Genomic DNA, 21,798 nt, shown 5'->3' with positions numbered 1-21,798 from the left:
ATTTTAACATGCTTCATCCTTAACAAAGGAAATAATCACTTTTGCCAAACCATTTCCTTTGTTTGTTAGACGATACTTATTGGTTGCTGCCGGTACCGCAAATGTTTCAGCGTAATAAAACGTTTGCTGTTGTTGTGGCACGCTTAGCTCTACAGCAGTACCTTCTACAAGCATAAGAATATGACATTGGTTGTTTGTTTCTATAACCACCTCATCTTCAAATTCATACCTATAAATATCATAAAAATGGTCTGGATGTGTTGGTAAATGAATTTTTTGCCAACCTTCTCCTTGTGCTTCAACCGTGGGTTTGGAAATTAAAGTGTCTTGCACAACCGTTCCTTTGCGGTTAAAGTTTAAGTTTTGAAAAGCTCTTTCTATATTTAAAGGTCTTGGATTTCCTTCTAAATCTAAACGTTGCCAATCATACATTTTAAAAGTATATATATAAGGGGTTGCGCTTATTTCTAATACCATATTATTAATACCAGAACAATGTACAGTACCATGGGGTATTAAAAACAAATCGTGCTTTTTTGCGGGCATTTTTTGTACGTACTTTTCAACATCTAACTCTTCTTTGGTTTGGTAACTATTTTCAAGAGCTTCTTTGAATTCTTTTGGATTAATATCGTCTTGAAAACCTAGGTACACTTGAGCGTCACTTTCTGCGTCTAAAATATAATAGGTTTCATCTTGGGTAAAATTTTCTCCAAATTCAGTTTTTATATATTCTGGTCTTGGATGACATTGTACAGAAAGGTTTCCGCCGTCATAAGTATCTAAAAAATCGAAACGGATTGGGAATTCATACTTAAAACGATTTGCAGCCTTACCCAATACGTTTTTATGCTCTAGAAACATCAACATATCAAAAGACACTTCTAACCACCCATTTTGGTCTCCAAATATTAATCCGTTTTCAGGCACAATCATTTCAAAGGACCAAGCGTAATTAGGCACATTAGGGTTTAGCCCATCAATATGTTCTTTTATCCAATTACCGCCCCAAACTCCAGGTTCGAACCATGGTCTTACTCTAAAAAAGTTTTGAGAAATATTAGTTAAGCTTTTCCTTAAAGCTTCACCTTCTGTCCAGGTTGGTTCACTTGGGCGCTGTTGGTCTAATATTATATCGAATTGTGGAAGTAATTTCTTTTTTTCATGATTTAAAACAACCCAATCTACAAAGTAAAAGTGTTTGTACATTTGTTTGTGCGGTTTCACCTTTGACAAACCTAGGTTTGTTATAGCGTTTGCCCGCATTCTGTACTGTAATTCGTTTTTAGGCAAATCTACGTACACTATGCAGCCTTCAACGTTAGAAAGTGCTGCACCGGTGCCATAAACTATTTGTATATCTGTATTGTTTTCAAGTTTTACATTAGCCAACTTTTCTTTCTCAAAATAATCCAGAAGTTTTAAATCGGTAATTTTTCCAAAAACAGGGTCATCACCGTTTAAATATGGTGCTACCATGGCTTCAATTTCATTTTCAGACTTTAAACAATCTTGTATATTGAAGGCGCTTACCGTAAAACCGTTGTCTTTAAAACTTGTTTTTAAGCTGCTAATTACTTCGTTCCAGTCTACGCCTACGTAACCATCGATGATTATTGTTTTTTCTGTTTTTAACCTACTCGCTAAACTTTCATAACCAACAGCTATTTGTCCTTCTACCAGCTTATGTATTGGGTTGATGTTATAAGTATCTGTGTTTGGCACTTCGCTAACTACAGGTAACAAATTTTGACTCGTTTCTCTATTCATTTTTAATATTTTAAGTTAACTTCTTTCCTATTGAAGTTATTTACTATTATTTATTTATATTCACAGGAGGAGGTGTTTGCAAGCCCCATTTTTTATTAGGTTTATTGCCTAACCATATTTCTAACTCTCCACCAGCAGCAAAATCATCATGATAAAACCAAAAGTTATTTAGCTCTTTGCCGTTTAATTTTGCTTTTTGTATGTAGCAATTTTCTGCACTATTATTGTATGTTTTGATTACAAACTCTTTTCCTTCGTAATATTTATTATCTAGTTTTATAGTAACTTTATCAAAAACAGGGGCCGTAATTTCATAGAAAGGCTTTTGAGACTCTGTTCCTATAATATTAAATAACCCTATTGACATTAGTGCGCTAACGCCTCCCATTTGTCCTTGGTCTTCGTCATGGCCTCCCCAACCTAAATCTGGGGTAATACCTCCATAAGCTTTTTCATTTACTTGTCTTACCCAATATTGCGTAAGCCACGGCGCATTGGCGTAGCTGAACACATGCGCATTAGAACACCCAGGTTGGTTAGCATAACTTACATAGCCTTTACTGTAGCTGTAAACAAAATCGCTATCTTTTCCTTTATCGAAGGCAAAGTTTAATTTGTCCCATAACACTTCATTACCGCCCATTAATTGAGCTAATCCAGGAATATCGTGAGAGACTCCCCAAGTTGCTTGCCACGCATTAGCCTCTACATAACCCCAACCTCGCAGTGGGTCGTTATGTGTAAAATTTCCTTTATGGTCTACAGGAAACAGTAGTTTATGCTCTTCATTAAAACACTTTTTCCAAGATTCAGACCTTTTAATAAAGTAGTTATAATCTTCTGTTTTACCTAATCTATAAGCCATTTGAGCTGCTCCCCAATCTTGAAATGCCGCTTCAATATTAATACCGGCATTATTAGGCCACCATCCATTTTCAACATAAAATTCTAGGTCGTGTTTAAAGAACTCGCCTCCTCCCATCATACCACCTGGCATATGGTTTTGTTTAATTTGCTCAAAAGCATTTTCGGGGTCGGTTTTAGTAAGTATATCTTTCATATAAGCACTTACTATAAGATTTGTTGATGGGCACCCCGTCATTATAAAAGAATATCCTCCTCCCGAAGGACCTCGTGGCAACAAGCCTCCATTATTTGAATAGGCCACCATTGAAGATGCCATATCATCTTGAATTTCTGGCCATGCTAAGCCCCAAAGTACATTTAAGTTCCACTGGGTTAACCAAAAAGCATCCGAATTGTACATGTTATGTATTACCTTTCCGCTGGCATCTACACCTGGGTTTTTCACTTTAAAATTAGCATCGGTAATAAAACCATCGGTTAAGTTTCCGGTATTCTCTTTTTTACCGGTAGTTCGGTCTGGATAATCGCCGTTTACATCATTAATACGGTGACGCCCAAGCAATACATGCCATAAATCTGTATAGAATTTTATACGTTGCGCTACGGTACCTCCTTCAACCTTTATATTGCTCATCCAATCGTTCCATTGGTTTCTACTATCTTGAGCAACCGTATCAAAATCCCAAGTGGTACATTCTGTTTTTAAATTATTTCGTGCATTTTCAATGCTGGTATATGAAATGGCTATTTTTAACTGCACCTCATCTCCTGCTTTAGATTTATACTTCATGGATACACCACCATTATCGCCTTTTAAAGATGAAATATCTGTATAGTTTTCGTCTTCATTCCAACCATCAAACGATTTCCATTTTTCATCAACCTGAACAACAAAATATATTTTAACGTCTTTGGGCCCCACATTGTAAGCTCTATCTACAGAACTAATAGAACCTTCAAATTCTTTTTTATTAATTTTAGTAACATCGGCATTGGTCATTCTACTATTTCCTAATAGACCTCCAAGCGAAAGGAGTAATTGCGACTCAACATCTTCGGTCCATTTAAATCGGTAAAAGCTAACACGATCAGTAGAAGTTTGCTCCACCCACACTTTACTATCTGGAAGGAACACACGGTGGTAGCCTGGTTGTACGATTTCATCATCGTGTTTAAAAGATGATTTCCAAAACTGTTCGCCTTTGGTTGGATTTACAGAAGCTAAGGTTGGCATAAGGTTTAGCCCTGAAAGTGTCCAGGCGTGAATTTGAGGAAATCCTAAAATACTATCGGATTTATGGGCATACCCACCTCCGCCATTGTTCCAATTAATGGTCATTGGTGCCGCACTAATTACACCATAAGGGCGAGAACCTGTTGCGAATAAAAAAAAACGTCCTCTGTTGGTTTCTATATATGGGTCTACCCACTCTACTGGGGTAGTGTATTGATTAGGCGATGCGTAAACCTCAATTTCTGAAAGCCCTGATTTTTCACCTACCGATTCTTCAATTATAAAACGTACAGTTTGTGTACTTTTTTCGTCAAACTCTACGGCGATAGCACTTCCATCGCTTGGCAAATCTACATTAATAGTAGTACCATCACTAAACAACAATTTACCTTTTATTACTCTGGCAGTTTGGTCTGGATGATTATAGAGAACTACTTTATTAATTATTTGAGTATGTTCCCAAGCAAGCTCAACCCATGCTTTTTTAGATTTCGCCATCCAATTACCCTGATTCTTTATTGCTATAATGCCATCATTAATTTTTGAGCTATTATTTTTTTTGTTTAGAGACGATGAAGCATTAACTTTTGCTTTTGAGGCAATGCTTAAAGACTTGGCATACAGTGATTGACCACTCCATACCATTAACACAAAAAACAAGATACCAAACTTGAAGTTTTTCATTTTTTTTCTAAAGAGTTTAAATGTTAATTATTTTTGTTTTCAGACAATATTATTTATTACTTATCAGCAAGCCAAGATAATTATGTCTATACATATGAACAAATATATAATTTATTTTGAAATATTACATCTTTTTGGTGTTTTTTAACTCTTTTAATAAATTTAGAAACTTAAAATTTAACGCTACTAAAGACTATATATCTTAGAAAAATAAAGGCTTGCTTAAAGTGAAATACTATTTAATTCCTTTAACTAATAATTACCCATTTCAAAAATTAGTTCTCCACCATTAATAATTTCATTGTGATTAATATAATTTCTATCAATTTTTTTTCCATTTAGCATTATAGATTTAACCACAAAATTTTTATCTGTTAAATTGTTGGCTTTAATCGTAAACATCTTATTATTTGGCAATCTAATTGTAGCTTCCTCCACTTGTGGCGCACCTAAAACATACTCGCCTCCAGTAGGGTTTACTGGATAGAACCCTAAGACCGAAAACATGTACCATGCAGACATTTGTCCGCAATCATCATTCCCCATAAGGCCATCTGGCTTGGTATAATAATACTCGTCTACCAATGTTTTTATTATTTTATCTGTTTTTTCTGGAGCATTGGTATATTTATATAAATAAGGCAAGTGATGACAAGGTTCATTTCCATGCCAGTATTGCCCATATGTACCATGAATGTTCCATACTAAAGTTTTCACTTCTGGTTTAGATTTTGAAAAAAACAATTGGTCTAGTTTTTTTTCAAAGGCCTGTTTACCTTCCATAAGTTGTTGTAAACCGGGAATATCATGAAGCACGTGAAACTGATAATGAAATGCATTTCCCTCGGTAAAATCTGAACCCTCTAACCACTCACCTACTACCTCAGTATTATCTACATGCTTTCTAAAAACGCCATTGGCATTTTTACCGCGCATAAATCCGCTTTCTTTATCATAAACATTTTTGTAATACCCTGCTCGCTTATAAAGAAAATTCGCTTCGTTACTTTTGCCTAATTTTTCGGCAAACCTTGCCGCCGCATAATCATCATATATACCTTCTAAAAGTCTGGATACGGTTTCCCTTCCATCGTCAATCGAAGATAGCTTAACATCATAAGGAATGTAGCCAAAGGAATCTATTAATTGTACATGATTACGGTAATGTGGTTTTGTTACAGAAATCCATACGGCATCAAAAATATCATCATCGGTATACTGCTTAGGTTTTATTCCTTTTAAATACGCATCAACAATTACTGGTACAGCGTGATTACCCACCATGGTATGGGTTTCTTTCCCCCATAACTGCCATCTTGGTAAATATTTATTGGCTTCTTTAGGGTTTAGAGAATCGGTCACCATGTGTGTATAACTATCTAACATTGATGTGTTAATATCACTAACCAATTCTGGACTTAAAATTGTGTACATAGGGTTTGCCGCTCTAAATGTATCCCATAAGGATAATGTAGAGTAATATTTACCACTAGACGCCTTTTGAATTCCAGAATTGGCACTTCGATACTGCCCATCTACATCGGCAATATTATTAGGTTGAATATATAAATGATACAGAGACGTGTAAAAGGCTTCTTTTTTCTTTTTACCTCCTTGTATAGAAATAGTGTTTAAAATAGCATTCCATTTTTGGTTGGTGTTTTTTCTAACACTATCAAACGTATTCCATGAAGCAACTTCTGCTTCTAAATTCTTTTTTGCTTCTTTAATACCAACGGTTGACACGCCTATCAAAATTTCTAGTTCCTGATGGCCTTCCATATTAAAATCCAACACATACCGAGGTGCTTTCTCTGTGGTACCTTTTGCAGCTGGTAATTGGCGCTTAGTTACTACTGGTTTATTAAATTTAATTACATAATATAAATCTCTAGCGGCCCATTCTTTTGCTTTTCTATAGCCTGATAATACATACTCACTCTCAAATTGTTGCGAGGCTTCCAATATATTCGAGGATATGGTGTTGATATCCCAAGATACGCCATATTGCAAATCTATGAGTAGTCGTGCATCTTCAGGGTTGTCAAAAGTATATTTATGATAAGCGACATGTTCGGTAGCAGTAAGTTCTACCTTTACCTTAAAATCGTCTAAAAAGACTTTATAATATCCTGGTTTCGCTATTTCTGTTTCTTTTCTATATGCTGATTTAAAATTAAACCGAGATTCACTATTGATGGTATCCGTATTAATTGGAAGCAATAAAATATCTGACATTGATGGGCAGCCAACCCCATTTAGATGCGTTTGGGTAAAACCTAACAACCAAGGGTCGTTGTATTGATAGCCTGCAACGTGGTCCATTTCATAACCTTTATAATAGGTATTGTAAGATTCTGGACTAGGTTGAACCATTCCATGTGGGGTTGTTGCTCCTGGAAACGTATGGCCTTCGTTTTGGGTCCCTATAAAAGGGTTTACGTATTGGGTATAATCTGTGCCGTTAATTTCATTTTGACACGAAAGCAATCCTATGGCAAACAAAACAAACAAGCTTTGTTTCAAGATAAAACATAAGAAAGTGTTAGCTTTAAAACTCTTATACCACAAATACTTAACTACTTTTATCATGATATTTTTACTCTTTTATATAGTATTTAATCTCTATTAAGATTACCAAGAGCTGCTTTCATATAGCCCATTGCGTAAGCCATACCCGCATACCAAGCCCCATCGCAACTCATTTGTGGCGTATGATCTGGTATTAAAACACCTTCAAAGTTATTGCGCTTTAAAATCTCTAATATTTTGAACATGTCGATATCTCCCTCATCTACAAATACTTCATGGTAATTAGGAACTTTGCCAACTACATTTCTAAAATGTATATAGGCTATTTTATTTTGCTCGCTATATTGATCGGTAGCTTCGTATACATCGCCTTCAGTCATTTCAGATATGGTGCCCAAACAAAACTCTAAGTTGTTGTTATCACTGGGTTTCATATCTATTAAGCGTTGGTACATGTCTGGTTGATACACCAATCTTGGCGTGTTTCTAACATAAGGCATTGGCGGGTCATCTGGGTGTGCCGCCATCTTAACACCGGCTTCTTCAGCTACTGGTATCACGTGGTCTAAAAAGTATTGTAAACGTTCCCAAAGGATATCGTGAGATACCTTTTCTACCGTTCCTTCTGGTGCGTTTTCTTCATATATCATATTCCATACCATACCGTTTGGAATAGGTGTTTCATCCACACTACCTTCCATTCCCACGGAAACTGCGCCACCACGAGCAAAAGGTTTTTCCACTCTACTGGATACGCCTGCTAAAGAAAAATTATAACCAAATACAGGAATTCCTGCTTTGCCCACAATTCGTATTTGTTCCTTTACCAGTTCTATTTGCTCTTCTTTTTTAGGGCCATCTAGAAGAATATCGTGCCATATTGAAGGGTCAAAATTCTCAATAGCATACCACTCCAAACCATGGCTATTAATGTCTTCTTTAATTTTTAAAAGTTCCTCTAAAGACCATAGCTCTCCATTACCTGCTTTACCCCAGCCTTTATTACCGCCTATGGGTTGGTTGGCGTTTGATTTACTATTATCGGCATTCCCAAAATAATCTACCATGTGCACTACCACGTGTGTTGCTCCACATTGCTTTGCAAACTTATAATGCTGTTCATTAAGCATGTGACGGTATAATCCGAATCCTAATTTCATTTCACTAATTTTTTATGTTTTGTTTAAAAATGATTGGACATCCATATCGGAATATCCACAGTATTGTTTTAATATCTCTTCGGCATGTTGGTTGAGTAAAGGTGCCGGTTTTTCAATTTTTTGTGGTGTTTCACTAAACTTCACAGGAAAGCCTGTAGTTTTTATAGTGCCCACCTTTGGGTGTTCGTACTCCAAAATCATGTTATTATGTTTTATCTGTGGGTCTTCTACCATTTCTTTAAAACTATTGACTTGCGAACACCAAATGTCTCGTTCTAAAAGCTCTTCCAACCAAACCTTAGTTGTTTTAGTCTTTAAAACCGCTTCAATATCTAACTTGATAACATCACGATTTTCAATAATGTTATTAGAATTAAACGCTTCAGAATTATATTTTTCAAGACCAATAGTTTGCGCTATTTTCTGCACAGAACACATCCCTATTGAGATATAGCTATCTTTAGTACGATATATACCATAAGGCGCCCCAATCCATGGGTTTGGAATACCGCTTTCACTTCTCTCTGGGTTACTTCCTCGGTGTAAAAAAGCAGTAATTTCCTGTATATGGAAACCAACAACTGAATTGAGCAGGTTAGCTTCAATTTTTTGTCCTTTTCCTGTTTTTTCTCTAGAGTAAATAGCTGCTAAAACAGACTGATTGATAAATAGGCTTGTTAACAAATCTGCTTGTCCAACGGCTGTTACTATTGGGATTTGCCCTTTAAAACCATTTAAAGCAGCACTTCCACTTATAGACTGCGCTAACAAATCTTGACCGGGTCTATGTAAATAAGGCCCCGAAGCTCCATATCCTGAGCTTGAACAATACACTAAACCCTTGTTTAATTTTCGCATATCTTGATAACCTAAACCAAGCCTTTCCATGACTCCAGGACGAAAATTTTCTACTAAAACATCAGCCTTTTTAATAATATCAATTGCTATTTTCTTATCAATAGCATCTTTTAAGTTTAATGCAATACTTCTTTTATTTCTATTGAAGCTAACAAATGAGACACTCTCACCTTCTGGATACATATTGCCATAAGCATAGTGCCGCATCCAATCTCCTTTAGGTGGTTCTATTTTAATAATTTCTGCCCCCATATCACCCAACATTTGGGTAGCCCAAGGGCCTTGTGCCAATTGTGAAAAATCGGCTACTATTAAACCTTTTAGTGGTCCGTGTTGCTCCATAATTTATTGGTCAGATTTTTTTATAAATTTTTGAATAGCCGCTTGTGCTTCCTCTTGTAAATACAATTTCTTAACCGTCTGCGCTTCGTTATTTATGCGTTCTTCAAAAGGGGTAGCTGTCATACTTAAATTTACCAAACGCTTTAATTCTGCAATAGATTGTTGAGGTCTTCTGGATAATTTACCTGCATAATCCATAGCTTCATACAGAAAGTTATCATTTGGAAATACAGCATTTACAACCCCCCAATCTTTTAAGGTTTTAGCATGGTACTGCCCTCCTAAAAACAACATTTCTTTAACGCGGTTAACTCCTATTTTCTGAATTAATCTTTGCGTACCACCGCCGCCAGGTATTAAACTTAGAAATACTTCTGGCAGTCCCATTTTTGCGTCTTCCGAAGCAACTATCAAATCGCAAGACAATGCAATTTCAAAACCACCTCCTAAGGCAAAACCATTTACAGCTGCAACCCAAGGTTTTGATGCGTTTTCGATAGCATCATATAATTGCATTCCTTTTTCCTGAAACGTATCAAATTCTTCTGCCGTTTGATTGCCATATTCTTTAATATCAGCTCCTGCCATAAACGCTCTTCCTGCCCCAGTAATTACTGCAACATGATAGTCAGATTGGGCGTTAATCCAATGGATACCTTCAATTATTTCATCCATCATCTCCCGATTCATGGCATTTAATTGTGCTGGCCGATTAAATTTTAATACGGCAATGGCATCTGTAGTTTCAATGGTTATCGTTTTAAATACTTTCATAACTAAACGGATTTGTAACAGTCGTTTAACGTATTCATTATTGCCTCTGAACTCGTATCTTTTAATATACCATCGTGAATAATATCGGCACCCTGTTCTTGAAATGCATTCCAACCCGGATGTTGCGGACGTATATAAGCGTTTTCAATAGTCCATTCTGTATCATTAAAAAAGTTGTGACACAACGTATTGTTCGTTTGGCTCTCCCAAGCAGTTCTACTTGCTGGTTGTCCGCCATTTTTGGTAAACACCCCTTCTTGAACCTCTGCACTAGCTGCATAATTAACATACTTTGAAGCTATTTCAGGATGTTTGGTTAAAGCAGATACGGCTAGTCCTACACCTCCCATAATCGTTGATATATCTTTTTGTAATCCTATAGGGCTATTTGTAAAATGTACTAGATTTTTGGTGTAACCTTTGCGCGAATAATTGGTATACCCAAATAGATAAGGCGAATAAATTATACTTTCTTCATTCCCCATATTATCCAATATCTGAATGGGGTTCCAGTTTAAGGATTGGGGATGACTTTGCTCTACATAAAATTTTATATCATCTAAAACAGAAATACCAACTTTGGAACTAATTTCATTATTATCAATAAATCCAGAACCAAAATTTTGGGCGCATAACGTTAAAAATGTACACCAAATATCTGTTGGACATAATGCCCAAGCCACTGAAAACCCGGAAGGTAACTTTTTATAAAATGCTTTTAGCTCCTCCTGGTTTTTAGGTAAACCCAGTCCTAAACTATCTATAATATCTTTTCTATATGATGCCACTAAAGCAGCCGCATCAATGGGTGTAGCATAGACGTGCTTTTCGTAATTATAGATATCAAAGCATTTGCCTAAAGCCTGTTGTTTCAAGGCGCTTAATTCCTCGGTTTTTAAATAATCTTCTAACGGAAGTAATAAACCATTTTTATGGGCTTGCCCCATGTAGGGATGGTCTATGGTTATGATATCGAAATTTTCAATTAAATCTTCAATAGGCGTGTCTCCAAATTCCTTTAGGGAACGCACTTTCCAAGTGATATTGACATTTGGATTATTTTCTTGAAATGTCTTTGATGTAGCTATGAGTGGTTCATACCCTCTTGGATGGTCCCATGCTATGCCTTTTAATTCAATCATTATAACTTAATTAAATTATAACCAGCAAATATTTACTGGTGTATTTACTTTAAATGTTGATTTTCTTTGTAGTGTACCGTCGTTGGTATTTATTTCAAACACCACTAGGGTATTGCTGTCCTGATTGGCAGCTATAAGCCATTTGCCTTCGGGATGGATATTAAAGTCTCGTGGGGTTTTGCCATAGGTGGATTGATGCCCTACAAGGGATAACTGTTTGGATTGAGCATCAATTTTAAAAATAGCAATGGTTTCAGAACCGCGATTGGATGCGTATAAGAACTTTCCGTTGGGATGCATTCGTATGGCCGCACCACCAATTGCTCCATCATGATTTTCAGGAACAAAACTTATCTTTTGAATGCTCTTACTATCAATTTTCTTTACATCGACAACAAAAATCTCTCCTGTTAATTCTCCCAGTACATAGGCAAACTCTTGGTTGCTATCCATAACCATGTGTCGTGCACCACTTCCTGGCTCAATTGATATATCTAAAACTGGATTGCTCTGCCATTTTTGTTCTTTATCTTGCCATTGGTAGGCCTTTGCAGTATCTAAAGTTAAATCTACCGCATACATCTGATTGTCGGCAAAAGGGTATATCATGTGGGCATGTGCCGCTTCTTGCCGTTCTTTATTAGGGCCAACACCTTCGTGCTGGATGTCTTGCGAATATAGATTAAGACTACCATCTGCCTTTATGGGATAGGATAAAATATTTCCTGACACGTAACTTGCCAGTACCAATTTGTTTTCAATAATAGCTAGATGACATGCGTAATCGCCATTGATAGGTTGGGAATTTATAAGGCTTAAGCCTCCATTATTTTCAATCTTATAGGCATGTACCTTTGGCTTGAGATTTTCTTGGGTTTCCTCAACTGCATAAAGGTATTTTTTATCTTTAGAAATTACCAAGTAGCTCGGATTTCGCTGTTTTGTATAGCTTTTTTGGGTAATTTCTCCTGTTTCTAAATTAAATTCAAAACACTCGATACCTTTTCCTTCTGGATTTTCTGCCGGGGTACCTTGCCCCGTGTAGCTTCCTGTATAAAAAACACCCATACTTTGTAATGCAATTGTTATTAAAATTAATTTCATCTACTCATTCGTTTTTCTTGGAGGACGTGGGTCGTATTGTATAGTGTGGTTCATGTAAGCACCATCGATGTACAAATCTGCCCCGTTGATATACTCTGCCATATCACTTGCTAAAAATGCCACGGTACTGGCAACTTCGGTAACATTTCCTATTCGCCCAGATGGTATCCAATTATGAAACTTCTCTCTACCAAATTTGTTAATTTCCTCTCGGTTCATATTCGTTTCAATAGCTCCTGGCGCTACAGATACCACTCTAATGTTATCTTCTGCCAACTCTAAAGACAGACATTTTGTAAACATCTTTAATCCTGCTTTTGCAGAACAATAGTGAATCAATCCCTTTCTGGGAACCGTATCATGAATTGAGGAAATATTTATAATAACACCGCCTCCATTGTTTTCCATACGTTTTCCTGCTTCTTTAGCACATAAAAAAGGGCCTTTTAAATTGATGCCCATTACCCTATCCCATTCGTCTTCTTCTAAATCCAAAACATGTTGTACGCTTTCGCTACCAGCATTATTTACAAGAATATCAATAGTGCCAATTTCGGTATCCATTTGACTGAACATATCCTTAACTTCGGAAGCTTTTGCCACATTGGCTTTTCCTATGCTTACCGTAACATTATACTTTGATGTTATCTCATCTGCTACCTCCTGCGCTTTATCTTTATTACTGTAATAATTGATAAATACATCAGCACCACACTCCGCCAATGCTTTACAAATTCCTGCGCCGATACCTTGACTTCCTCCTGTTACTAGGGCTTTTTTGCCTTTTAAGTTAATTTGTATCATTGACTTTTAATCTTTTTGGTTATTAAAACAAGCTATTACCTTCTGTTTTAATTCAACTATTTGAGCATCATTTAATTGAAAAAACTCAAAGTCTGCTATATGTGTGTTTGATTTTTCTACTATAATAATCTCGCTTCCTTCTTTCATAGCTATATTATGCCACACATTGGCTGGAATATTATATGTGATGTTGGGTTTTAGTAGTTCTGCTTCAAAGGTTACACTATCGCCTTCAATTTCAGCCCCAATTAATACGGCTTCCCCTTTTAATAGAATAAATACCTCATCGGTTAAAAAATGAACATCTAATTTTTTTATATTATCTATATGTTGCTCTGGCATATAGTTTAATTGTGCCACTTGCCAGCCTTCTCGTATTAAAAACGGATGGTACCCATTAGCTTCTACTTTGTACTGTTCTATAACTGTTGTACTCATATTATTTTAGTCTTTTGTTTTATCTTGTTTCCAAGACATTTCTATCTCTTCTAATGTTTTGCCTTTTGTTTCTGGCACAAACTTCCATATAAACCAAATGGCTGGGAGCGTTAATGCGCCGTATAAAAAGAAAGTACCTGATGGTTTTATGTTTTCAATAAAAACTGGGTTAGTTAGTGTGATAAAAAAACCAGTAACCATTAATGATAAGCTACCAATACTTACCGCTAAACCTCTAATTTTGGTTGGGAATATTTCACTAATAATAACCCAAACAATAGGACCATAGGAAAAGGCAAAACATGCTACGTACATTAATAAAGGAATGATAACCCAACTGGAACCTAGGGCAAATAAGGTAGCTACACCAAATAATGATATGGCCGCACCTACTACGCCTATTAAAAGGAGTTTTCTTCTTCCGTAACGCTCAATATTCATAATCGCCACGAATGTAAAAATGGAATTTACTAGTCCTACTAAAACCGCTCCCAAAAAGGAACTTTCAACACTTTTTATAGATTCATTTAAAATATTTGGCGCAAAATACATGATGGCTGCAATTCCGCTTAAATGTGAAAACATTGGCAATAGAATACCTATTAAAAATGGTCGCCTTAAATAAGGTTTCAGTAAATCCTTAAAGCCTTGGGACTCCGTTTTTACTACAGATTGTATCTCATCCATTTGAGATTTCGCCATGAACTCCCCCATAGTTTTAACCATAATGGCGTAGGCTTTGTTTTCCTTACCATTTACCGCTAACCATCTTGGACTCTCTGGCACTAGAAACAACAGCACCAAGAACAATAATGCTATGGGGATTTCTGTGCCAAACATACCACGCCAAATCTCTTCTACAAATAACCAGTTCCAAAACCCTCCGTTTTCTTTCGCTACAACTCCTGCCGCATCTCCTGCCGCATTTAGCACCATCCAGTCCACTAAAAAGGCTAACAGAATACCTAGTGTTATTGAAAGCTGATATAGCGACACCATTTTTCCTCGCTTTTCGGGTAATGTTAATTCTGAAATGTATATGGGCGCTACAACTGACGTGATACCTACGCCTATACCGCCTATGATTCTTACCACAACTAAAAATACAAATGAGTTGTTAGATGATGCCGACATCCAGTAGGCATTGTTTAAATCGCCCAAAAATTGAGGCGGTAACATAGAACCAAACGCAGAAAGCAACAAACATGCTGCTGCCACTATTAAGGCTTTTTTTCTACCAAACTTGTCCGTAATACTTCCCGAAATCACACACCCTAAAATGGTGCCTAAAAGCGCTGAAGACACCACCCACCCCAACATACTTGATGACAGGTTATATTGACTTTCTAGAAATGTGTTACATCCCGAAATAATGGCGGTATCGTACCCAAAAAGAAAGCCCCCAATGGTGGACACAAAGCTGATGCCGTAAACGTAAAATGATGTGCTGCTTTTCATAATTTATAGTTAGTTAGTGTTTGTTTGGTTTTTCTACTACATAATTCCAAATTTGTTATAAGCATCAACAGTACTCATGCCTTCTTCTAAAGCTTTCTTTACCAATTGTTCGCCCCTTGCCTTTTCTATAGCCCCCATAAAAACTTTCTCCTCTACTTCTTTTGGGACTATAACCACGCCGTCTCTATCGCCATAAATAATATCGCCAGGATTAATACGAGTCCCTTCAATTTCTATTGGCACTCTATAATCAATAACCTTTCCTCTTGGGCCTTGGTCTTGTGCATAACCTCCATAAGAAAAGGTTGGAAAATTAAGTCCTAATACCTCATTTGTATCTCTGGAATAGCCATGAAGAACAGCTCCTGATGCTTTTAACTTCATAGCTCTTGTACTCATTAACCCACCCCAAAGCGCATATCTTGGAGATGAGCCCGAGCAGATATAAACTTCGTCTTCCTTTAAATCGTCTAAAGCCTCAAACATAATCCCAAAAGGTTTTTTCATCATGGGGTTATTAGTGCTTTTAGAACTTTCTTCAAATACATCGGCCTCTAAAACGGGCATGGCTCTGCCTATTAAAACAAAATCATCATTTAGAGGTTTAATATTTGGAGGTAAAAATTGATGTTGATATCCAAGGGTGTCAAGTATGTCGCCTACTAAGGCAACAAATAATTCAGACTTTGCTATGGCGTAAAGTTCCTTGTCATTTTGCCATATTTTATTAGTGGTATCCATATCGTATATTAAAATAATTAATTGTTTATTAGAATTTTATAAGTTTCAATAGCGTTATTACCTATATCAATTTTTATGTTCTCACCTTTTACCCCTAATGTTTCTGTTTCTTCTTCAATTAAGTTAGTTTTTATGACTTTTGAAGCTGCTTTAGGTAGCGTAATTGTTGGTTGACTAGCTTTTCCATTAAGCTCCACTAATCTTAAAACAATAGCATTATCATCTTCCGCTTTTTTAATTGTGCTCACACGCACCATAGGATCTGAGACATTAAAAAAGCTATGAGTGGTAGACAAAGTACCTGTATAGTTTTTCTTCTCTTTTCGTACTACTTGTAACGGGTGATTTGAACCATTCCCAAATTGATAAGATGTATTGTCATTAGCTTCGTGAGACGTTATTGAAAATTTAAAATGGTGATCTCCTGTTTGGTGATACCAGTTTCCTTCTCCATGACAGCTTTTATGCGAAGCCATAAGAATACCTTGAAGTACTGTATATTCTACAGATTCTCTAGTTGGGTCTATCCAATCTGCCAATGCTACATCAGTAGCCAAGGTAACTTGAAATCCTTCTTTTTCTGAAGAAATAAAATTCATGACTTCTCTTGGATGGATTTCAACAGGTTTTTGGTCATAGGTTCCACCCCAAGCCCATCCACGTGGTGCTTGTTTCATTTCAGATTTTCCTACTTCAGCAATGGCTAATGGCACTTCATATTTGATAGTAGAATCTTCCATATCTAAAGGCAACATAAATCTAAACTCACGATTGTGAGTACCATCCCAATTTAAAATATCTACAGAAACATCAATTTTCTTAATATGATGATGCACTTTTATATACTGTACAATGTCTGCATGTTTAAATTTAACTTTGTTGCTGTATTCTGTATACACACTACCATCACTAATAATCTCCCAGTTTGCTGTATGCATACTTGTTTTATTAAAGCCATCCATTTTAGGTTCTGTCATTTGTGTAAACTCACCTGCTCCATTACCATCATATTTCATAGTAATAATATCGCCTCCAGAAAACCTTGTTGATTTTACAACTTCTTTATTTAATTTATTATCAAATAAATACGTTAAACCTCCATCTCCTAAGCGCAATGTGTAAAACTCATTACTTAGGGCATTTGGTGTTACTGATTTTTTAACCTTAACGGATTTTTTTCCTTGTTTTAAATAAAATGTAGTATAACCTAAAGAAGGCGTATTTGGAGCTACAAACTCTAATATTCTTTTACCATCTCTGTTACTTATTTGAGAAGGCACAACTGTTCCGTTAGCATCAACCACATAATAATTTGAATTGTCTTTTATCTCTAAAGTAGCTGTAGCTGTTCTTTCCCAAGACAGGTCGTTATAAACAATAACGGCATTGTTGCGTTTAGTTTTTACGTTTTTAGATATGGATTGAAGAGATTTTCCAATTAATCTATCGGCTTCCGAAGCGGCAAATTCTAGTTTAGCGCGAAAAATACTATCGGTTATATGTCCATTTTTTCCTCCCCATCCATGATCTGGATAAATAGACTCTTCAAAAGCATTAGACAGTGCCTCTGTTGGATAACTATCAAATGATTCTTTTAAAATAGCATCTATGGAAGCAAAAATTTCTGCTGAAGGCAATAAGCGTCCTGCTTTTCTTGAAGCCGTAATAGCTTTTTCGTGCCCAGGACCGTGAATGTAAGACCATAAATTTGGTCTTTCTCCAGAAATTTTTTCAAAAATAGCATCTGGTGTCTTAATTTCGTTCATTAATGCCGTTACAGAAGAATGCTTTAGTTTTGGCATTTTCACACCTGTTTGCTTTATAATATTATTCCATTCTGTTACTATATGTCCATAATTTGCAGGTCCAGCTGCATCGTTACTAATTAATATTGCAAAATGAGGAGGCAAATTTCTTTCTTTATAATAATCTCCCCACATTTTTACTCTCGACTGCAATTTATGCATGGCTTCTATAGCGTCTTGCTCAAAAAGCTTATAAAACATAACCGCCCAACCATAGTTTCCAGGACTGTATGTTGGTATTTTAGAACCGTCTGGAGAATACCAATTGTAATAACCTTCTTTCATTCTAGAAACAAACAGGTTTTCTACGCCAGATTTGGCTAGTATTTGAGGGAACTGTAATGTTCTTCCTGGAACATCAGTGTTAAAGGCAGTTACCACATCGTTACCTTCAAAATTCTTTTTAAGCCAGCGTCTTCCAAAATACATTTCACGAATCAATTGTTCATCGGTTTGCATCCCTTCATAAGGTTGATTGTATGTTGCCCCCCAAGTAAATCTGCCTTCGTTAGAACGCAGCATAACTTCTCCTTTTCTTTCAGGAAATTCTTCTATAAATTCTTTAAGATTTAGTGTTTGCTCCATCCCAAAATGAAATGCTTTATCTGTATCCATTATATCCAAAGCAGGAGCTATAATGTCGTGTATACGTTCATGTCTACAGTATGCTGGCGTATCCATCCATGCAATGTCTTGATGAGAGGATGATATAATATGAAATGTACCTTCATTAAAATATCCCCAGTCTGTTGTAACCAATGGGGTAAACAATTGTTTTGTAGAATGCTTTCTAGAAGCACCAACAAAGGTTATGTTTTCTGGTGTTCCAAAAACGGGTAGCCAAAGCCATGCTTTACCCTCCTCTTGTTTTATTGTTATAGTTTCTCCACTATCAAAAAGCACTTTTTTAAATAATTGAGCATCCTCAATATCTAAACTAGCTTTTGCCAGTAAATTTCCAGTGACTTCCTTATACTCATAAGGTTCTACATATTTAATGTTAATCGTTTTTTGCCCAAAAGCAAAACTAAAAACGAACAGTAGGATTAAAATTGAGTGTTTTTTCATAATTAATTTATTTTATTCTTATTTACTAAATCGGTTTAGTTTTTAATTAAAAAAGTATTGTAAGTCATAATACTTGACCACAAGACGCTCTAATTTCAAGTTTTGTCTCTAACACTTTGGTTTCTGTTTTTCCATGAATAGCCCCATTCATCTTATTTAATAATATGTTTACAGCGGTGCTTCCAATTTCATTTGTAGGTTGAATTACAGATGTTATAGGAGGGTCTACAATATCAAAAGCACTTAATTCATCAAAACTTACAATAGCGACATCTTTTGGTACACTTATGCTTAACTTTTTAAGTACTCTTAAACCTTGAGAGGCTAAATAATGTGTAGAAAACACAATAGCATCCATTGTTTTTTCACCTGATACCAGGTTTATTATAGCATTTTCTATTTCCTTAAAATACGATTCTCGCTCAATTTCTACAATATGTGACTCCTCAGGTTTTATATCAAAATCTATTAAAGCGTCTTTATAACCTTGCAATCTTTGCGCAATAGGCTCTAATCCTGGTTTTAAGGTAATTAGTCCTATTTTTTTTCGTCCTAGCCCTAGCAGGTGTTTTGTTATTTTTTTTGTTCCTAAATAATTATCCACCACAACGTAATCTGTATCTTTATCTGGATAATATCTATCAAACAAAACAAAAGGAAATTTCTCTTTTTTCAAAAAATCAATTTCTTTTTGATTTTGCTGAGTAGACGCTATAATTAATCCATCTACTTGCCTATTTAACATAGAATGTATCAATTTACCTTCTTTTTTAGGATCTTCATAAGAACTACTAAAAAGCACTGTATATCCTTGTTCTTGGGCTTCTTTTTCTATCACACCCGCCACTTTAGAATAAAACGTATCTGAAATATTTGGTATAATTAAACCAATGGTTTCGCTCTTTCCCCTACTTAATCCTCTAGCTAATTGGTTTGGAACATATCCGTTTTTCTTGGCGTATTCTTTAATTCTTTTTTGGGTATTGGCACTAATTTTATTTTCATCTCCTTTGTTATTAAGTACAAACGACACCGTTGTTTTTGATATATTTAAATCATTTGCTATATCTTTTAACGAGTATTTCTTATTTTTAAGCAAAACTAAACCGATTTAGTCAGCTAAACTAATGATTATTTTTGAATAGTTCTAATCTTTTTTTTGTTTGATTAGGTTTGTAATGCATTCTTACCCTCCAAATCAATTCCTCTACATTTACTACTTTAAAGTTTTCACTTAATTTACTAGCGTTTAATTTTGCTATTCCTGGGCCTATTATTGGCCCCAAAACGTTTTCAGCTACTTCGTCTTTTGAATTACCTGTGTCTGAAAATCTACTCCATGCATGAATGGATATAACGCTAAAAGGGTTACTATCAGATTCTGAATTTAACTTATTCGCTATGTAGGTTGGTGTACCTTCACGTTCATTATTTTTATCACCAAAATTCCACAAGGAATATTTTACCGTTATTATTGGAATATCATACCCATCACTATTGGTTTCCCAATAAATGGTGCCTTTACCACCAGCATATGGTGAATACTGTACCGCCAATATACCTTCTAATTGATTATTGGCTTTTATATAGGCACGATATGCTTCTTTGGCTTCTTCTGAACCTACATCTTTTGCCATTAACGACAAAATTTTTATGCGGTGTTGGCGCATATGTGCAGCTGTAGCGCTAGCAATTTGCTTTAAACTTCCTGCTCTGTTTCCTTTTATTCCAAAAAGGTCGGCATAGTTATATCCGCCTCCAAAGGTTTGTACTATTGAAGTATTTTCGCCTTGCTTATCGAACAGTAACTCCATAACATCTGGAGCCATCATTGATAAATTATCTACAGGAAGGCCAAAAGCAATTTTCATAGTATCAGCTGCGGGATGGTTAAAATAGTATTCATTTGCAAATCCATTCATCATCCATTGCACGTTGTCGCCATCAGATAAATGATAGGATACGTATTTTTTTCCTTTCTCTGTAAAATCTATAGCTTTTGGATCTAATACTTTAGCTAACCCACTTTGACGACTTTTGTAGAGTAAAGATGTTAAGTTTAAATTGTACATCCAGTCTGCAGGAACCATGATATTCCCTGTTTCTGACACCTTATTGACAAACAAATCTTCGCCTACGCCATGTTCCCATCCGTATATGGGTGAACCAGGTTTTAACCACTGCAATACCTCATCAAACAAAGCCGTGTTTTGTCCTGCAGAGGCATCGTTATATTTTTTGTTTAAATTAATTACAAACAAATTGTTTTTAATAGCAAACTCTCTTTGTTCTCCAGTTTGAAGCGGCATAACTACCAAAGCATTATTATTACATTTATCTTTGAACTCGTTCCATGCATCTTGAGTGTTTTTTTTCGACGCATCATACATCATTTTATAACCTAATGAATCAAAATAGTCTTTATCTCTAACATCAACAATAATAGCATTATACACATGCGAAGCCACTGTGGCTACCGTATTACTTTCTGGGTTATTTTCAATATCTGTTAACACATAACCATTAAATAAATCTTTCACTTGCACTTTTACACCATCAACATCAGCATATGTTTCGCTAACAAGTTCTATGGCTGTTGTTTGAGCGTGTTCTTGAACACCCATTTTTACCAGTCCCTGTTTGGCTACCTTATAAGCTTCTTTTTCGCTATGGTCATGTAACCATATGCCAACATCACTTTTCCCTTGGTCTACAGCCCTGTTTACCAAACCAGAAATAGATTGGCATAACAAATGGTATTGCATACCTTTTGTTAATTCTGTATGGCCCAATTCATTTTTATGAAGTTTGGGTATTAAACCTGCAATACTCCAGTATTTTTTTGGCTTTACTTGCATTCCTAGATGCCAATATTGCCCTAAGTCTTTAAAAGAATCGTACTCGTTAGTATAAGCTTTATTGGCCTCTGCACTATCGCGCTCTTTTTTTGAGTTGTTGATGCATGCATTGGTTAAAAACGCTAAAACCAATGCTGTTACTATTGTTTTCACTTTTAA

15 protein-coding genes are annotated in these 21,798 nt (G+C 35.8%); all 15 read right to left on the bottom strand.

Features of this window, described 5'->3' with window-relative positions:
* Positions 1-3 precede the first annotated feature (3 nt).
* On the bottom strand, positions 4-1,770 hold the full coding sequence (locus HC176_RS02885) for a class I mannose-6-phosphate isomerase (protein ID WP_167916689.1): 1,767 nt from the start codon (positions 1,768-1,770) through the stop codon (positions 4-6).
* Positions 1,771-1,816: 46 nt separating this feature from the next.
* A complete protein-coding gene (locus tag HC176_RS02880; RefSeq protein WP_167916688.1) occupies positions 1,817-4,555 on the bottom strand; it encodes a GH92 family glycosyl hydrolase in 2,739 nt (912 codons plus the stop codon).
* A gap of 252 nt (positions 4,556-4,807) precedes the next feature.
* The gene (locus tag HC176_RS02875; RefSeq protein WP_280818670.1) at positions 4,808-7,147 is read right to left on the bottom strand and encodes a GH92 family glycosyl hydrolase; all 2,340 of its coding nucleotides are present in this window, start codon (positions 7,145-7,147) and stop codon (positions 4,808-4,810) included.
* Positions 7,148-7,173: 26 nt separating this feature from the next.
* On the bottom strand, positions 7,174-8,247 hold the full coding sequence (locus tag HC176_RS02870; protein ID WP_167916686.1) for a mannonate dehydratase: 1,074 nt from the start codon (positions 8,245-8,247) through the stop codon (positions 7,174-7,176).
* Between the two features lie 12 nt (positions 8,248-8,259).
* Complete coding sequence (locus HC176_RS02865) at positions 8,260-9,447, bottom strand: CaiB/BaiF CoA transferase family protein (RefSeq protein ID WP_280818669.1); 1,188 nt, start codon at positions 9,445-9,447, stop codon at positions 8,260-8,262.
* A 3-nt stretch (positions 9,448-9,450) separates the two neighbouring features.
* On the bottom strand, positions 9,451-10,221 hold the full coding sequence (locus HC176_RS02860; protein ID WP_167916684.1) for an enoyl-CoA hydratase/isomerase family protein: 771 nt from the start codon (positions 10,219-10,221) through the stop codon (positions 9,451-9,453).
* Between the two features lie 2 nt (positions 10,222-10,223).
* Complete coding sequence (locus tag HC176_RS02855; protein WP_167916683.1) at positions 10,224-11,363, bottom strand: extracellular solute-binding protein; 1,140 nt, start codon at positions 11,361-11,363, stop codon at positions 10,224-10,226.
* 15 nt (positions 11,364-11,378) lie between these two features.
* Positions 11,379-12,467 carry a lactonase family protein gene (locus HC176_RS02850; protein ID WP_167916682.1) on the bottom strand — a complete coding sequence of 363 codons (1,089 nt, stop codon included), beginning with the start codon at positions 12,465-12,467 and terminating at the stop codon, positions 11,379-11,381.
* Positions 12,468-13,271: an SDR family NAD(P)-dependent oxidoreductase gene (locus HC176_RS02845; RefSeq protein WP_167916681.1), complete on the bottom strand. Its 804-nt coding sequence runs from the start codon at positions 13,269-13,271 to the stop codon at positions 12,468-12,470. It abuts the gene before it with no gap.
* 6 nt (positions 13,272-13,277) lie between these two features.
* Positions 13,278-13,709, bottom strand: coding sequence for a cupin domain-containing protein (locus HC176_RS02840; RefSeq protein ID WP_167916680.1), 432 nt, complete (start codon positions 13,707-13,709; stop codon positions 13,278-13,280).
* Between the two features lie 6 nt (positions 13,710-13,715).
* The gene (locus HC176_RS02835; RefSeq protein ID WP_167916679.1) at positions 13,716-15,167 is read right to left on the bottom strand and encodes a sugar porter family MFS transporter; all 1,452 of its coding nucleotides are present in this window, start codon (positions 15,165-15,167) and stop codon (positions 13,716-13,718) included.
* A 36-nt stretch (positions 15,168-15,203) separates the two neighbouring features.
* Positions 15,204-15,908, bottom strand: coding sequence for an RraA family protein (locus HC176_RS02830; protein ID WP_167916678.1), 705 nt, complete (start codon positions 15,906-15,908; stop codon positions 15,204-15,206).
* A 17-nt stretch (positions 15,909-15,925) separates the two neighbouring features.
* A complete protein-coding gene (locus tag HC176_RS02825; RefSeq protein WP_167916677.1) occupies positions 15,926-18,781 on the bottom strand; it encodes a glycoside hydrolase family 38 N-terminal domain-containing protein in 2,856 nt (951 codons plus the stop codon).
* A 64-nt stretch (positions 18,782-18,845) separates the two neighbouring features.
* Positions 18,846-19,880, bottom strand: a complete 1,035-nt coding sequence (locus HC176_RS02820; protein ID WP_167916676.1) for a LacI family DNA-binding transcriptional regulator — start codon at positions 19,878-19,880, stop codon at positions 18,846-18,848.
* Between the two features lie 25 nt (positions 19,881-19,905).
* Positions 19,906-21,792, bottom strand: coding sequence for a GxGYxYP domain-containing protein (locus HC176_RS02815; protein WP_209309643.1), 1,887 nt, complete (start codon positions 21,790-21,792; stop codon positions 19,906-19,908).
* Positions 21,793-21,798 lie beyond the last annotated feature (6 nt).

It is taken from the genome of Tamlana crocina, assembly GCF_012037625.1.
Note: the sequence above shows the minus strand (reverse complement) of the source record. Positions and strands in the feature narration are given on the sequence as shown.

Excerpts from the sequence above, each read along its gene's own strand:
- HC176_RS02860 (WP_167916684.1), bottom strand. The coding sequence starts at position 10,221 with ATGAAAGTATTTAAAACGATAACCATTGAAACTACAGATGCCATTGCC.
- HC176_RS02840 (WP_167916680.1), bottom strand. The coding sequence starts at position 13,709 with ATGAGTACAACAGTTATAGAACAGTACAAAGTAGAAGCTAATGGGTAC.
- HC176_RS02865 (WP_280818669.1), bottom strand. The coding sequence starts at position 9,447 with ATGGAGCAACACGGACCACTAAAAGGTTTAATAGTAGCCGATTTTTCA.
- HC176_RS02855 (WP_167916683.1), bottom strand. The coding sequence starts at position 11,363 with ATGATTGAATTAAAAGGCATAGCATGGGACCATCCAAGAGGGTATGAA.
- HC176_RS02845 (WP_167916681.1), bottom strand. The coding sequence starts at position 13,271 with ATGATACAAATTAACTTAAAAGGCAAAAAAGCCCTAGTAACAGGAGGA.
- HC176_RS02870 (WP_167916686.1), bottom strand. The coding sequence starts at position 8,247 with ATGAAATTAGGATTCGGATTATACCGTCACATGCTTAATGAACAGCAT.
- HC176_RS02825 (WP_167916677.1), bottom strand. The coding sequence starts at position 18,781 with ATGAAAAAACACTCAATTTTAATCCTACTGTTCGTTTTTAGTTTTGCT.
- HC176_RS02835 (WP_167916679.1), bottom strand. The coding sequence starts at position 15,167 with ATGAAAAGCAGCACATCATTTTACGTTTACGGCATCAGCTTTGTGTCC.
- HC176_RS02885 (WP_167916689.1), bottom strand. The coding sequence starts at position 1,770 with ATGAATAGAGAAACGAGTCAAAATTTGTTACCTGTAGTTAGCGAAGTG.
- HC176_RS02880 (WP_167916688.1), bottom strand. The coding sequence starts at position 4,555 with ATGAAAAACTTCAAGTTTGGTATCTTGTTTTTTGTGTTAATGGTATGG.
- HC176_RS02830 (WP_167916678.1), bottom strand. The coding sequence starts at position 15,908 with ATGGATACCACTAATAAAATATGGCAAAATGACAAGGAACTTTACGCC.
- HC176_RS02875 (WP_280818670.1), bottom strand. The coding sequence starts at position 7,147 with ATGATAAAAGTAGTTAAGTATTTGTGGTATAAGAGTTTTAAAGCTAAC.
- HC176_RS02850 (WP_167916682.1), bottom strand. The coding sequence starts at position 12,467 with ATGAAATTAATTTTAATAACAATTGCATTACAAAGTATGGGTGTTTTT.